Genomic DNA, 13,525 nt, shown 5'->3' with positions numbered 1-13,525 from the left:
CCACACGGCGGCGGGCCCGCGCTCAGGAGGGCGTACGGGCCTCCGCCAGCAGCCGGTCGACGTCCTCCTCGTCGATCCGCAGCGAACGGCCCACCGCGGCCAGCGCGTCCCGCTCGGCCGGCCGGTACGCGCCGTCCGCCAGGGCGATACGCGCGCCGTGCAGGAGAAGGCTCTCCCGGCCCGCGGAGGCCAGATGGGGCGCGAGCGGGGCCAGCGTCTCGTGCAGTTCGATCTCGGCGGAGACGCTGCCGGCGCTCAGCGCGGCCATCAGCGTCAGCAGTTGGTCCTCGGTGCACTCCGGGAAGCCCGCCCCGCGGACGGTGTGGACGGCGGTCCGGCGGGCCGTCGGGCTCTCGCTGCCGCCCGCGGCGAGGAGGGTCAGGGCAATGGCGTGCACGGCGTCGCGCAGCATGGACGCGAGCCGGTACGTGGTGGGGTGGTCGAGCACCTGCGTGCCGAAGTGTTCGCGGCAGGCGGCGCATTCCAGGACGGGCTCCACCGCTCCGCGGGAGAGCAGCGGCACGCCGAGCAGCACCAGGCGGCGGCGGCCCTCACGGCGGCGGTAGCTGCGGTCGCCGCCGCATCCGGGACAGAAGAAGTCCCCGTCGCCGACGGTGCGCCAGCTGGTGCGTACACCCGCCGGGCCCCTCCCACGACCGCCCGTCCACCAGCTTCCTCGCTGGTCACGGGAGTGCCTCACGCCGCTCACGCCTACCTCCGTCACGAATCGGCCACGCTGCCGGTGAACGTGATGTTAACCACAAGGAGGAGCCGGCGTCAGCACCCCGCTTCCGTACGCTCCAGGACCGGGCGGGCACGCCCTGCCCGAAGCACGCTCAGGCGTCCGGTCAGAGCTGCCCGGCGAGAGCGACGAAGCCGACCCAGGCCTCCGCCGGGAAAGCGAGCGGCACACCCTCGCCGTCCTTCGAGTCCCGTACGAGCACGGCAGCATCCACGGTCGCCACCTCGACGCAGTTGCCGCCGTCGTCGCCGCTGTAACTGCTCTTGAACCACAGCAGTCCGGAGTGACCGGATGCGCCGTCCACGGTGCTCATAGCTCTCCTGCCACATCGTCGATGAGTCGCCGTGACTCCTCAGGGCTCAGAGCCTGCGCCCGGATGATGCCGTACCGCTGGGTCAGCACACCGACCTCGCTGGGCTCCGAGATCAGGAAACTTCCGCGCTGGCCCTCGATGTAGGCCAAGTTACGGCTTTCCGCAGTTTCCAGGAGCACCATCGGGCCCTGCAACCCTGCGTGCCGCTCCTGCCGGGTCAGCATCACCTGCAGGGAGACGTGACGCATCGCGGAACAGTGGAGCATGTGCTGAAGCTGCCCCCGCATCACGTCCGCGCCACCGATGGGACGCCGCAGCACCGCTTCTTCGACGACGAAGCTCAATACCGCACGCGGAGTGCGCGTCACCAGTGCCTGCCGGTCGAGCCGGGCTGCGATGCGCTGCTCGATCTCCTCGTCCTCCGGGGGCGGACAGCGCCCCGCCATGACGGCTCCCGCGTACTCCGCGGTCTGAAGGAGGCCCGGCACGACATGGTTCTCGTACGAGTTCAGGCTCAGCACGTCCGGCTCCAGCACGGCGAAGTCATGGAACCAGCTGGGATAGCGCTCCCGCATCAGATGCTCCGCGCCGATCCGCAGCAGTCCGTCGGCGCCCAGCGCTTCGTCCGCGCGCTCGATGAAGTCCCGCTGCGGCATGCGGCGTCCCTGCTCGACGGATGCGACCGTCGACTCGGAGTACCCGATGCGCTCGCCAAGGCCGCCGCGCGAGAGCCTTGCCCGGCACCTGAGCAACTTCAGCTGGCTTCCGAAGTACTTGAGCGTCCCCGACCCCGAATCGTCCTGCTGACCCACGTGACCACCCCTCGCTCCGTCCCGTCCACGTCATGCCAACCCGTAGGGTTGCTGTGAGGGTTACGGGTCACAGCTCGTACAGATGCGACAGGAACGCGTACACGGCGCACCGCCCGGCCCGGCACCCGCCGCCGGGCCGGACCCCGGCCGCCGCACCGGTCCGCGCCCTTCGCGCCTGCCGGTACGTCCCCGTGCGTACGCGGCGTGCACAGAGCCCGGCGTGCTGGTCGGGGAGTTGGACCGTGCATGGACCCCGACATCCGCATCCCCTCCAGCCATCTCCTCTTCCGGCACCGCTGCGGCGGATCGCCGCTCGGTACGCGTGAATTCCGCCGCCTCTTCGCGCCGACGCCGCGCGGTGCGCGCCTGGCCCGGCAGCTCGCGGCGGCGCAGCTCGACGAGTGGGACTTCCCCTACGACGGCGACATCTCCCGTACCGCCTCACTGATCGTGGCCGAACTGGCGGGCAACGCCGTCTCCCACGGGCGCGTTCCCGGACGGGAGTTCGCGCTCGGCCTGATAGCGGCACCCGCCCACACGCGGGGCGTTCTGCGCATCGAGGTGTGCGACGCCCGTACGGGGGCGCGTGTCCCGTCGGTGCCCGAACCACCGGACGCGGAGAGCGAATCGGGGCGCGGGCTGGTCCTCGTCGCGGCCCTGGCGGCGCGCTGGGGCGTCTCTGATCGCCGACCCGGCCCCGCTCCCGGAAAGACGGTGTGGGCGGAGCTGGACCTTCCCTGAGCGTTGCCGGGGGTGGGTGGTCCCTGTACGGCTGCGGACAGACCGCCGCGCGGGCCCCCGCGCACCACGGCCGTCCTGCCCCGCCGCGCCGGAGGCGGAGGGGCAGGACGGCCGATGACGGATTCTGCCGGCGGCCCGCTCAGCCGCGGGAAGCCCGGTTGACCGCCGATACGACGGCCTTGATCGAGGCGCGGACGATGTTGGCGTCGATCCCGACGCCCCACAGCACCTTGTCCCCGATCGCGCACTCGATGTACGCGGCGGCCTGAGCGCCCGCGCCCTCGCTCATCGTGTGCTCGACGTAGTCCAGGAGCCGCACGTCGACGCCGACGGCCTGGAGGGCGGAGAAGAAGGCCGCCAGCGGGCCGTTGCCGGTGCCTTCCAGGACCACGTCCTCGCCGTCGACGGTCGCCTCGACGGTGACCGCGTCCTGCCCCTCGACCGTGGTCGTGGACTGCCCGGAGCGCAGCGCGATGCGGCCCCAGGGTGTGTCGGGGGTGGGCAGGTACTCGTGCTGGAAGATCTCCCAGATCGCGGCGGGGGTGACCTCGCCGCCGTCACTGTCGGTCTTCTCCTGGATGATCTTCGAGAACTCGACCTGCATCCGCCGCGGCAGGTCCAGGTGGTGCTCGCCCTTGAGGACGTAGGCGATGCCGCCCTTGCCGGACTGGGAGTTGACGCGGATGACCGCCTCGTACGAACGCCCCACGTCCTTGGGGTCGATGGGCAGGTACGGGACCGCCCACTCCATCTCGTCCACGCCCGTGCCGTGCTGCTGCGCGCGGACCTCCATCGCCTCGAAGCCCTTCTTGATGGCGTCCTGGTGGGAGCCGGAGAAGGAGGTGTAGACGAGGTCGCCGACGTAGGGGTGGCGGGAGTGCACGTCCATCTGGTTGCAGTACTCGGCGGTGCGCTTGACCTCGTCGATCTGCGAGAAGTCGATCTGCGGGTCGACGCCCTGGCTGAAGAGGTTCATGCCCAGGGTGACCAGATCCACGTTGCCGGTGCGCTCGCCCTGACCGAACAGGCAGCCCTCGATACGGTCCGCGCCCGCCATGATCGCCAGCTCGGCGGCGGCGACGGCGGTGCCGCGGTCGTTGTGCGGGTGCACGGACAGGCACACGTGCTCGCGGCGGGACAGGTTACGGGACATCCACTCGAAGCGGTCGGCGTGCGTGGAGGGCGTGGAACGCTCCACGGTCGCGGGCAGGTTGAGGATGATCTCGCGGCCGTCCTCCGGCTGCCAGACGTCCATGACGCTTTCGCAGACCTCCAGCGCGAAGTCCAGCTCGGTGTCGGTGAAGATCTCCGGGCTGTACTGGTACCCGAAGGACGTACGGTCGTCGAGCAGCTTCTCCGCGTACTTTGTCACCAGACGGGTGCCGTCCACGGCGATCTGCCTGACCTGCTCACGCGTGCCGCGGAAGACGACCTCGCGGAAGACGGGTGCGGTGGCGTTGTAGAGGTGGACGGTCGCGCGGTGCGCGCCGCGCAGCGACTCCACGGTGCGCTCGATCAGCTCCTCGCGGGCCTGGGTGAGGACGGAGATCGTCACGTCCTCGGGGACCGCGCCCTCCTCGATGACGGAGCGCACGAAGTCGAAGTCGGTCTGGCCGGAGGCGGGGAAGCCGACCTCGATCTCCTTGTAGCCCATCGACACCAGCAGGTCGAACATGGCGCGTTTGCGCGCGGGCGACATGGGGTCGATCAGGGCCTGGTTGCCGTCGCGCAGGTCGGTGGAGAGCCAGCGCGGGGCCTGGGTGATGCGGTTGTCCGGCCAGGTGCGGTCGGGGATGTCGACGGCCTCGTACGGGCGGTACTTGTGCACCGGCATCCCTGAGGGCTTCTGCCGTACGGTCGCCGCGGTCACGGGCGTGGGACGGCCGAAGGAGGCGGAGGAAGTCATGATGCTTGGGCTCCTGATCGCGGAGGGGCTCCGCGTAGTGGGCTTCGGGGGCCGACGGCGGCAGCACCGGTCTCCGCGGGGAGGGGGCCGGCCTGATTCCTACAGACCCTCGCCGCGGCAGCTAAGAAGAAGCAGCCCGAAAAGCATGATGGCGACAGCCTAACGGAGACGCACCGGATACCGGACCCCGTATCACCATGCGGGACGGCGCATCATTCCGCCCCGGCACCTCCTCACTCCCCGTGCACGGACGAGGCTCCCGTGAGGGCAAGGGAGTTGGGCACTTCTGTACCTCTTCGTGCGAATCATGGCAGCGGGGAGTGACATGGCAATGACCCTGTGCCACGTTATGTGGTATGGACGCACACTCAGCGCGCACCTCATCGGCACGGTCCGTGTTCAGACCCTCCCGGCACCCCGTCTTCTGCACGATCATCCCGCCCCATCTCCTCGACCACCTCTCCCGCTCCGGCAACCCCGCCCTGTACGGGCCGGCCCGGCGCACCCTGGAGCGCGACGCGCTTCAGCGCACCCGCCGCCGCATCACCACCGTCCGTATGACCGCGGGCGCGGCCGTCCCCCGCATAGGCGACGACGCCGAGAAGAAGCCGCGGCGCACGATCAGCGACGCCGGCAACAAGGAGGAACTGCCGGGCACCGCGGTGCGGTCCGAGGGCGAGGAGCCCACGGACGACGCCAGCGTCAACCGTGCCTACGCGGGTCTGGGCGCCACCTTCGACCTCTTCCTCGGCGTCTACTCCCGCCACTCCGTCGACGACGCGGGCCTGCCCCTCGATGCGACCGTCCACTACGGCGAGAAGTACGGCAACGCCTTCTGGGACGGCGAGCGCATGGTCTTCGGCGACGGGGACGGCGAGGTCTTCCGCGACTTCACGCTGCCCGTCGACGTCATCGGCCACGAGCTGACCCACGGCGTCACCCAGTACACCGCGAATCTCGAGTACTTCGGGCAGTCGGGTGCGCTCAACGAGTCCGTCTCGGACGTCTTCGGCTCCCTCATCAAGCAGTACGGTCTCGGCCACACCGCCGAACGGGCCGACTGGCTCATCGGCGACGGCCTCTTCACCGACGAGGTCGAGGGCAAGGCGCTGCGCTCGATGAAGGCGCCCGGCACGGCCTACGACGACGACGTCCTCGGCAAGGACCCCCAGCCGGCGACGATGGACGACTACGTGCACACCGGCTCCGACAACGGCGGCGTGCACATCAACTCCGGCATCCCCAACCACGCCTTCTACCAGCTCGCCACGGAGCTGGGCGGCAACGCCTGGGAGCGCGCGGGGCAGGTCTGGTACGACACTCTCACCGCGGGCGGTCTCGCTCCGGACGCCGGCTTCGAGGCGTTCGCCGACGCCACGGTCGCGGCGGCCGCTTCCCGGTACGGGGACGGCAGCGCCGAGCTGGAGGCGGTGCGCAAGTCGTGGTCCGCGGTGGGCGTCTCCCTGCGCGGCGCCGGAGCCGACGCGGCGTAGCGGCTCGGCGGCTCGGCGGCTCGGCGGCGGACGCCGCGTGCGCCGAACCGGCGGGTCCGGAACCGGGACCGGACAGGAATCCGGGACCGGACGGGAACCGGCGCCGGAGCCGAGCCGGAAGTGGCCCCGGGCCGGGTCGAATTCGGGCACCCGACGACTCGGCCCGGCCCGGGACCGCGCGAAACGGCCACCACGGCGGGAAGATGACCCTATGCGTATCACCGTCACCCGCACAGGCGGCTTCGCGGGCCTGGCCCGCCGGGCCGCTCTGGAGACCGACGGGCGGCCCGACGCCGCCGAGTTGACCGCTCTCGCCCGCACCGCGCTGGCCGAGGGCACGAGCGAGAGGCCCCTGGGCGTGCCGGACGGCTTCGCCTACGAGATCGAAGTCGACGGGGCCACGGGCCACTTCGCCGACCCGCGCCTGACGGAGGCGCAGTCGGCGCTGGTCAAGACTGTGCTCTCGGAAGGCTCCGGCCGGTGACGGACCGCCGCGGGTGCTCCTGGTGCCCCTGTGTGCCTCTCCCGGCGGGGCCCGACCCGTCGCTGCCCCCGTCGCGGCACCGGTGCCCCTCCCGGCACTAGAAACCCAGCCGCCGAAGCTGCTTGGGGTCGCGCTGCCAGTCCTTGGCGACCTTCACATGCAGGTCCAGATAGACCGGCGTGCCCAGCAGCGCCTCGATGTGCCCCCGCGAGGTCGTACCGACCTCCTTGAGCCGCTTGCCCTTCGGGCCGATCACGATGCCCTTCTGACTGGGGCGCTCCAGGAAGATGTTGGCGTGGATGTCCAGCAGCGGCCGGTCGGCCGGGCGGTCCTGCCGGGGCAGCATCTCCTCGACCACCACGGCGATCGAGTGCGGCAGTTCGTCCCGTACGCCCTCCAGCGCGGCCTCCCGGATGAGTTCGGCGACCATGACCTGCTCCGGTTCGTCCGTGAGATCACCGTCGGGATACAGCGGCGGCCCTTCGGGGACGAGCGGAACCAGCAGGTCGGCCAGCAGCGGGACCTGCCGGTCCGCGACGGCGGAGACCGGCACGATCTCCGCCCACTCGACGCCCGCCTCCTTGCCGAGCTGGTCCACGGCGATGAGCTGCGCGGCCAGCCTCTCGGAGTCCACCAGATCCGACTTGGTGACCACGGCGACCTTCGGCGTCCGCTTCCTCAGCCCGGCCAGCTCACTCGCGATGAACCGGTCACCGGGACCGATCTTCTGGTCCGCGGGCAGGCAGAAGCCGATGACGTCGACCTCGGCCCATGTCGTGCGGACGACGTCGTTGAGTCTCTCCCCCAGCAGGGTGCGCGGCTTGTGCAGCCCCGGGGTGTCGACGAGTACGAGCTGCGCCTCGGGCCGGTGCACGATGCCCCGCACCGTGTGCCGCGTGGTCTGCGGCCGGTTGGAGGTGATCGCGACCTTCGTACCCACCAGCGCGTTGGTCAGGGTCGACTTGCCCGCGTTGGGACGGCCCACGAAGCACGCGAAACCGGAGCGGTGCGGTGCCTCAGCGGCACCGTCGGCGGGAGAGGCAGGGGAAGGCGCATCCATGGCGCCCATTGTCCCCGATCGGATGAGTGCCCCCGACCGGCCGTACGGCGGCTCCACGGGCGTACCGGCGACGGGCGGCTCGGGGCGCGTAGCCCGCCGGCGGCCCTCAGCCCGCCGCGACCGTCGCCCGCAGCTTCCCGTCGGGCCCGGCCAGCATCACCGTCGTCGCCGCACCCGACAGGTCGTGCACCGCGGAGAGATCGGCCGCGGGGATCAGCTCCGCCTCCGTGACGACCGCCGCCGCCTCCAGTGACGACGCACCGGAGGCCACCGCCATCGCCACGGCGGTCTGCAGCGCGCTCAGCCGGAGCGAGGGCAGAGCGACCGAGCCCGCCACGTAGGTACGCCCCGTCTCGTCCCGCACGGCAGCACCCTCGGGAACGGAGTTGCGGGCGCGGGCGCTGCGCGCCAGCGTGAGGAGCTTGCCGTCCTCGGGGTCCAGTGGCTGATCACTCTGGTCGCTCATGCGAAAGAGCATAGGACGCGCGCTCAGGCGCCGAGCGCCCGAGGCCGGTTCGGCGCCCCCCAGGCAGGGCGCCGCCGGACAGCGTGGACCGCCTGCCCCGGGTCGGCCCGCGGCTCCCGCCCCCGGTCAGGCGTTGGCACGCTCGTCCGAGGACATGTCGTCGGCGTCCCGCGCCGCCCGGACAGGTTCCACCAGCACCGTGACGATCCTGTTCCGCCGCCCGGCGGGCGCCTCCGCCGTCAGCCGCAGGGCCGTCAGCTCCGGGTCGGAACGGTCCTCGGTGACGTCGACCGTCGCCGTCGCGCCCGCGATCGGCACCTTCCCGAGCGACTTCGCCAGCAGGCCGCCGACCGTCTCCACGTCCTCGTCGTCCAGGCCGATGAGGTCGTACAGCTCGCCCAGGTCGCCGATGTCGAGCCTCGCGGTCACCCGGTAGCGGCCCTCACCCAGGTCCTCCACGGGCGGCAGCTCACGGTCGTACTCGTCGGTGATCTCACCGACGATCTCCTCCAGGATGTCCTCGATGGTCACGATCCCGGCCGTTCCGCCGTACTCGTCGACGGCGACAGCGACGTGGATGCGGTCCTGCTGCATCTCCCGCAGCAGATCGCCCGCGTTCTTGGTGTCGGGAACGAACGCCGCCGGGCGCATCGCCGTGGAGACCAGCTCCGTCTCGGCCTCCCGGCTGATGTGCACCTTGCGCGCCAGGTCCTTGAGGTAGACGACGCCCACGATGTCGTCCTCGCTCTCCCCTACCACGGGGATACGGGAGAATCCCGAGCGCAGGGCCAGCGTGAGGGCCTGCCGTATCGTCTTGAACCGCTCGATGGTGATCAGATCCGTACGCGGCACCATCACCTCGCGCACGATCGTGTCGCCGAGCTGGAAGACGGAGTGCACCATCTTCCGCTCCTCGGCCTCGATCAGTGACTCCTGCTCGGCGAGGTCGACCATCGCCCGCAGCTCCGCCTCGCTCGCGAACGGTCCCTTGCGGAAGCCCTTCCCGGGCGTGAGCGCGTTGCCCAGGAGGATCAGCAGCTGCGGCACGGGGCCCAGGATGCGAACGAGCGGGACCAGCACGTACGAGGCGGCGGTCGCGGTGTTCAGCGGATGCTGCCGGCCGATGGTCCGCGGCGAGACACCGATCGCGACATAGCTGACCAGCACCATCACACCCATCGCCACCGTCAGCGACTGCCACGTCTCGTCGAAGGCCCGCAGAGCGGCATAGGTGACGAGCACGCCGGAGGCGACCTCGCAGGCGACACGCAGCAGCAGCGCCAGGTTCAGATAACGCGTCGGATCGGCCGCCACGGCGGCCAGCCGCTCCGCACCACGGCGGCCCTGCCGCACGGCCTCCTCCGCGCGGTAGCTCGTCGTACGGGCCAGACCGGCCTCCGCGCAGGCTGCGAGCCAGGCCACGACGACCAGCAGGACCGCCGCCCCGATCAGCTGGGCGGTCACGACGCGGTGGTGGGGGCCGGGGACGGACCGGTCAGGCCCTGCTCACTGCGCCAGCCGTCCACGATCGCGGACTGCAGACCGAACATCTCGGCCTTCTCCGCCGGCTCCTCGTGGTCGTAGCCCAGCAGGTGCAGCACGCCGTGCACGGTGAGCAACTGCAACTCCTCGTCCGTCGAATGCTGTGTGGGAGCCTCGGCGCCCTGCCGCTCGGCGACCTCGGGACAGAGCACGATGTCGCCGAGCAGCCCCTGCGGCGGCTCCTCCTCGTCCCGTACGGGCGGGCGCAGCTCGTCCATCGGGAAGGACATCACGTCGGTGGGGCCGGACAGATCCATCCACTGCAGATGGAGCTGCTCCATGGCCCCTGCGTCGATGAGGATCACCGAGAGCTCGGAGAGCGGGTGGATACGCATACGGGCGAGGGCGTAGCGGGCGATGTCGAGGAGCGACTGCTCATCGGCCGCGCGCCCTGATTCGTTGTTGACGTCGATCGTCATGGTGGTGGGGTTCTCAGCGCTTTCCGTGGCCGTGGCGGTCACCGGGTCTGCCGGGTCCGGCGCCGTGCTCCCCGCCGGACTCCGTCTGTGTGTCGTAGCGCGCGTAGGCGTCGACGATGCGGCCCACGAGCTTGTGCCGCACCACGTCGGAGCTGTCGAGCACGGAGAAGTGCACGTCCTCGACACCGTCCAGGATCTCCCGCACCTGCCGCAGCCCGCTCCTGGTGCCGCCCGGGAGGTCGACCTGGGTGACGTCACCGGTGATGACTATCTTGGATTCGAAACCGAGCCGGGTGAGGAACATCTTCATCTGCTCGGGATTGGTGTTCTGCGCCTCGTCGAGAATGATGAAGGCGTCATTGAGGGTGTTGTGCGTCAGCAGATAATCCTGGGTGACGTAGAGCGAGTCCTCCGCCGCCACCTGGATGCACACCGTTTCCTCGCGGCCCGCAGGCTCGATGCTGTCGATGAAGCGCATCGGACGTCCCCCGCCGCCTGCGGCATGGTACTGCTCCCGCTTGCGGGCGAGGCGGAAGGGTTCGATGCCCTCCGGGAGCCGGATGTCCACGATGTGAGCGTCGTCGGCAGCCCTGCGCCGGGTGTGAGCCACTCCGCCGAGCGACTGGACGAGAGAGACGACATCGTCACGAAGCAGCATCGACGTGGTCGTGTACTGAACACGGCAGGTGCGGTCGGACTGGCCGACCGGGCCGCCGTCGGAGTCGAGCAGCCCCTGGAGCAGAGCGAGCCGGACCTCAGCGGAGTTGTACAGGTAGACGTCCGGCACGAGCTTCGTGTTCGAACGGCTGCCCTGCAGGTCCAACTCCCGCATCACATGCGTGACCGGGTTTTCCAGAGTGACGGTGTCCCCGGGCTTCTTGATCCCGTTCAGAACGTAGTCCGGCCCGCTCTTGTGGCGCACCGCGACAGCCGGCAGCGCTGCTTCCAGGGCCCGGGCGAGCTCGGGGTCGGCAGTGGAGAACGACGGTGAGGTGGAGCCGGTGAGGCATCCGTCGCCGAGCAGCAGCCCCATGGCGTAGGGGTCCATCGGCACTCGACGCTCGGGGAAGGCCGCCGGGGCGGTGAGCAGCGGCAGTTCGTACCGGCGGGCATGCGCGGCACGGAGCCTGCCGATCATCTCCTTGGTCTCGAGAACCTTCCAGGGCCGGTCGCGACGGCGGTCGGAAGCGGTGCGGACCGTCCAGAGGTGCTCACCGCAGCACAGCGTCCAGGCCCCGTCCTGGGCAGTGACGCGATAGATGTCCCTCTCACCTTGCCGATAGACGCCGAGCACCGGTGTCGGCTCGCCATTCGATCCGATGACGAGGTCACCGACCTGAAGATCACCGATGGGCCGCCAACCGTCAGGGGTCAGCACGTTGCTGAAGACCGGCTGCGCCCGGCCCCTCATGTACGCCAGCGGCGCGACCTCGATCGTCCCGGCGGCCATCAGGCGGGGGATGGAGTCCGGGTCGAGCATGTCGTGCAGGGCGTCGTAGAGCGGACGCAGATACGGGTCGATCTTCTCGTAGAGCGTGCCGGGCAGGAAGCCCAGCCGCTCCCCCGCCTCGACGGCGGGCCTGGTGAGGATGATCCGGTTGACCTGCTTGGCCTGCAGGGCCTGCACGGCCTTGGCCATCGCCAGATAGGTCTTCCCGGTGCCCGCCGGGCCGATGCCGAAGACGACGGTGTGCTTGTCGATCGCGTCGACGTAGCGCTTCTGGTTGAGCGTCTTGGGGCGGATCGTGCGGCCGCGGTTGGAGAGGATGTTCTGGGTGAGCACCTCGGCGGGGGTCTCACTCGCCGAGCCGCGGCCGTTCTGCTGGTCGCGGAGCATGGAGATCGAACGCTCGACCGCGTCCTCCGTCATTGGCTGTCCGGTGCGCAGGACCAGCATCATCTCGTCGAAGAGCCGCTGGATCAGATCCACCTCGGCGGGCTCGCCGGAGGCGCTGATCTCGTTGCCGCGCACGTGGATGTCGGCGGCGGGGAACGCCTGCTCGATCACGCGCAGCAGGGAGTCACCGGAACCCAGCACGGTCACCATCGGGTGCTTGGCCGGAACGGTGAAGCGGGCAGTCGCCTGCGGGGACCCCGCCTGATTCGTCGTTGTCTGCGTCATGGGTGACCCGGTGGGCCTTCCTCATCCCTCTCTTTGTCGGCTGGCGCTGGGATTCCAAGAATACGACGCCCCGCTGACATGGCAGAGCGCTTTACCGCTGTGCGCGGGCCCGCCCCCGTACCCGTACCGCGACCGGTCACCCCTTCCGCGACCTCGCGCCTACACGGTGGGCCGCTCGCGGCCGAAGCCGATCGTGGGAAGCGCACGGCGCAGCGGCCAGGGGCGGCCGCAGCCCGCGAGTACCGGGTCCAGGAAGGCGAAGGCGGAGCCGGGTACCGAGGCGCATCCGGAGCCGGAGCCGGAGCCGCGCCCCGGGACGGGCCCGGTACCGGAGACGTCGCCCGCCGCGGCGTACCCCGGCCGCGCCGTGCGCCACCAGTCCGCGATCTCGGACCAGCCGGGGGCCGAGAGCGAGCCCCCGAACTCCTGCACCGACAGCGCGGCCGTCAGCCCCGCGAACGCCAGCCGGTCCCCGAGCCGCCACCCCGCGAGGGCGCCGACGACGTAGCCGGCGACGAAGACGTCGCCCGCGCCGGTCGTGTCCAGGGCCTCGACGGGTACGGCGGGGACGTGCGCGGTCTCACCGGTACGGGAGTCGACGGCGTAGGAGCCCTCCGCCCCGAGCGTGACGACCGCGACGGGAACCCGGTCGCCGAGCGCGTGGGCCGCGGCGCGGGGGCAGTCGGTGCGTGTGTAGCGCATCGCCTCCTCCGCGTTGGGCAGGAACGCCTCGCAGTGCTCCAGGCCGGGCAGGGCCGCCAGGTCCCAGCGCCCGGTCCCGTCCCAGCCGACGTCGGCGAAGACGCGGCTGCCCCTGCCCGCCGCGGTGGCGATCCACTCCTGGGGTTCGCCGGGGACGAGGGAGGTCACGCACGCGCGGGAGGGCGGCGGGCACTCCGGGGCCTCCGGGTCCCAGGCGCTGGCGGACTCACGGGCCGGCGCCTCGTGGCCGTGGGAGATCATGGTGCGTTCGCCCTCGTACGCCATGGAGACGGTCACCGGCGAATGCCAGCCGGGGACGGTGCGCGAGAGGGTGAGGTCGATGCCCTCGCCCTTCTCCAGGGCTTCGCGGCAGTAGTCGCCGTACATGTCGTCGCCGAACGCGGCGGCGAGCGAGGTGCGCAGACCCAGCCGGGCCAGGGCGGTGGCCATGTTGGCCGCCCCGCCGGGGCTGGAGCCCATGCCGCGCGCCCAGGACTCGGTGCCCCGCACGGGCGCGGAGTCGAGGCCGGTGAAGATGATGTCGAGGAAGACGGTGCCGGCCAGGTAGACGTCGCAGGCCGGGTCGCCGGGGGCGCGGAGCGCGGCGAGCGGGTCGAAGGGGCGCCCGGGCGGCGTGCCGCGGGCGCGGTCCGTGTGGGCGCCGGTGGCGCCCGGACCGTGTGGCCCCTCCCGTGTACTCCCCTCGCCCGTGCTCACCCGTGA

At 71.0% G+C, this 13,525-nt stretch carries 13 protein-coding genes; 3 read left to right on the top strand and 10 right to left on the bottom strand.

What is annotated here, in order from left to right; all coding sequences use genetic code 11:
- Positions 1-22: 22 nt before the first annotated feature.
- The 3 genes from H343_RS31645 to H343_RS0119690 all read right to left on the bottom strand — a co-directional run bounded on the left by H343_RS31645 (position 23) and on the right by H343_RS0119690 (position 1,867).
- Positions 23-700: a TerB family tellurite resistance protein gene (locus H343_RS31645; protein ID WP_051265587.1), complete on the bottom strand. Its 678-nt coding sequence runs from the start codon at positions 698-700 to the stop codon at positions 23-25.
- A 148-nt stretch (positions 701-848) separates the two neighbouring features.
- Entirely contained in the window at positions 849-1,055 is a 207-nt protein-coding gene (locus tag H343_RS0119695) for a DUF397 domain-containing protein (protein ID WP_028432554.1), read from the bottom strand.
- On the bottom strand, positions 1,052-1,867 hold the full coding sequence (locus H343_RS0119690; RefSeq protein ID WP_028432553.1) for a Scr1 family TA system antitoxin-like transcriptional regulator: 816 nt from the start codon (positions 1,865-1,867) through the stop codon (positions 1,052-1,054). Before H343_RS0119690 ends, H343_RS0119695 begins: the two co-directional genes overlap by 4 nt.
- Before the next feature lie 246 nt (positions 1,868-2,113).
- Here H343_RS0119690 and H343_RS31640 point away from each other — a divergent pair, with 246 nt between their 5' ends.
- Positions 2,114-2,608: an ATP-binding protein gene (locus H343_RS31640; RefSeq protein WP_106958889.1), complete on the top strand. Its 495-nt coding sequence runs from the start codon at positions 2,114-2,116 to the stop codon at positions 2,606-2,608.
- 139 nt (positions 2,609-2,747) lie between these two features.
- Here the strand turns inward: H343_RS31640 and leuA are convergent, their stop codons facing one another.
- Positions 2,748-4,514 (bottom strand): 2-isopropylmalate synthase, encoded by a 1,767-nt coding sequence (leuA, locus tag H343_RS0119680; protein ID WP_028432552.1) that lies wholly within the window; start codon positions 4,512-4,514, stop codon positions 2,748-2,750.
- A gap of 356 nt (positions 4,515-4,870) precedes the next feature.
- On the opposite strand from leuA, the gene H343_RS0119675 reads away from it, so the two are divergent.
- Both H343_RS0119675 and H343_RS0119670 read left to right on the top strand, forming a co-directional pair.
- Positions 4,871-6,007, top strand: coding sequence for a M4 family metallopeptidase (locus tag H343_RS0119675; RefSeq protein WP_051265566.1), 1,137 nt, complete (start codon positions 4,871-4,873; stop codon positions 6,005-6,007).
- Between the two features lie 211 nt (positions 6,008-6,218).
- Positions 6,219-6,491: a protealysin inhibitor emfourin gene (locus tag H343_RS0119670; RefSeq protein WP_028432550.1), complete on the top strand. Its 273-nt coding sequence runs from the start codon at positions 6,219-6,221 to the stop codon at positions 6,489-6,491.
- Positions 6,492-6,588: 97 nt separating this feature from the next.
- Here the strand turns inward: H343_RS0119670 and era are convergent, their stop codons facing one another.
- The 6 genes from era to H343_RS31635 all read right to left on the bottom strand — a co-directional run bounded on the left by era (position 6,589) and on the right by H343_RS31635 (position 13,519).
- The gene (era, locus tag H343_RS0119665) at positions 6,589-7,560 is read right to left on the bottom strand and encodes a GTPase Era (protein WP_051265564.1); all 972 of its coding nucleotides are present in this window, start codon (positions 7,558-7,560) and stop codon (positions 6,589-6,591) included.
- Positions 7,561-7,657: 97 nt separating this feature from the next.
- A complete protein-coding gene (locus tag H343_RS0119660) occupies positions 7,658-8,029 on the bottom strand; it encodes a cytidine deaminase (RefSeq protein WP_199778960.1) in 372 nt (123 codons plus the stop codon).
- A 114-nt stretch (positions 8,030-8,143) separates the two neighbouring features.
- The gene (locus tag H343_RS0119655) at positions 8,144-9,481 is read right to left on the bottom strand and encodes a hemolysin family protein (protein ID WP_028432547.1); all 1,338 of its coding nucleotides are present in this window, start codon (positions 9,479-9,481) and stop codon (positions 8,144-8,146) included.
- The gene (gene ybeY / locus H343_RS0119650; RefSeq protein WP_028432546.1) at positions 9,478-9,978 is read right to left on the bottom strand and encodes an rRNA maturation RNase YbeY; all 501 of its coding nucleotides are present in this window, start codon (positions 9,976-9,978) and stop codon (positions 9,478-9,480) included. Before ybeY ends, H343_RS0119655 begins: the two co-directional genes overlap by 4 nt.
- Positions 9,979-9,991: 13 nt before the next feature.
- Positions 9,992-12,100, bottom strand: a complete 2,109-nt coding sequence (locus H343_RS0119645; RefSeq protein ID WP_028432545.1) for a PhoH family protein — start codon at positions 12,098-12,100, stop codon at positions 9,992-9,994.
- 159 nt (positions 12,101-12,259) lie between these two features.
- Positions 12,260-13,519, bottom strand: a complete 1,260-nt coding sequence (locus tag H343_RS31635) for a PfkB family carbohydrate kinase (protein WP_037904402.1) — start codon at positions 13,517-13,519, stop codon at positions 12,260-12,262.
- Positions 13,520-13,525: the final 6 nt, after the last annotated feature.

It is taken from the genome of Streptomyces sp. TAA204, from assembly GCF_000424965.1.
The sequence above is the reverse complement of the archived record's forward strand: the minus strand, read 5'-3'. Positions and strand labels throughout refer to the sequence as shown.

Excerpts from the sequence above, each read along its gene's own strand:
- H343_RS0119670 (WP_028432550.1), top strand. The coding sequence starts at position 6,219 with ATGCGTATCACCGTCACCCGCACAGGCGGCTTCGCGGGCCTGGCCCGC.
- era (WP_051265564.1), bottom strand. The coding sequence starts at position 7,560 with ATGGGCGCCATGGATGCGCCTTCCCCTGCCTCTCCCGCCGACGGTGCC.
- H343_RS0119675 (WP_051265566.1), top strand. The coding sequence starts at position 4,871 with ATGGACGCACACTCAGCGCGCACCTCATCGGCACGGTCCGTGTTCAGA.
- H343_RS31640 (WP_106958889.1), top strand. The coding sequence starts at position 2,114 with ATGGACCCCGACATCCGCATCCCCTCCAGCCATCTCCTCTTCCGGCAC.
- H343_RS0119660 (WP_199778960.1), bottom strand. The coding sequence starts at position 8,029 with ATGCTCTTTCGCATGAGCGACCAGAGTGATCAGCCACTGGACCCCGAG.
- H343_RS0119695 (WP_028432554.1), bottom strand. The coding sequence starts at position 1,055 with ATGAGCACCGTGGACGGCGCATCCGGTCACTCCGGACTGCTGTGGTTC.
- leuA (WP_028432552.1), bottom strand. The coding sequence starts at position 4,514 with ATGACTTCCTCCGCCTCCTTCGGCCGTCCCACGCCCGTGACCGCGGCG.
- H343_RS0119645 (WP_028432545.1), bottom strand. The coding sequence starts at position 12,100 with ATGACGCAGACAACGACGAATCAGGCGGGGTCCCCGCAGGCGACTGCC.
- ybeY (WP_028432546.1), bottom strand. The coding sequence starts at position 9,978 with ATGACGATCGACGTCAACAACGAATCAGGGCGCGCGGCCGATGAGCAG.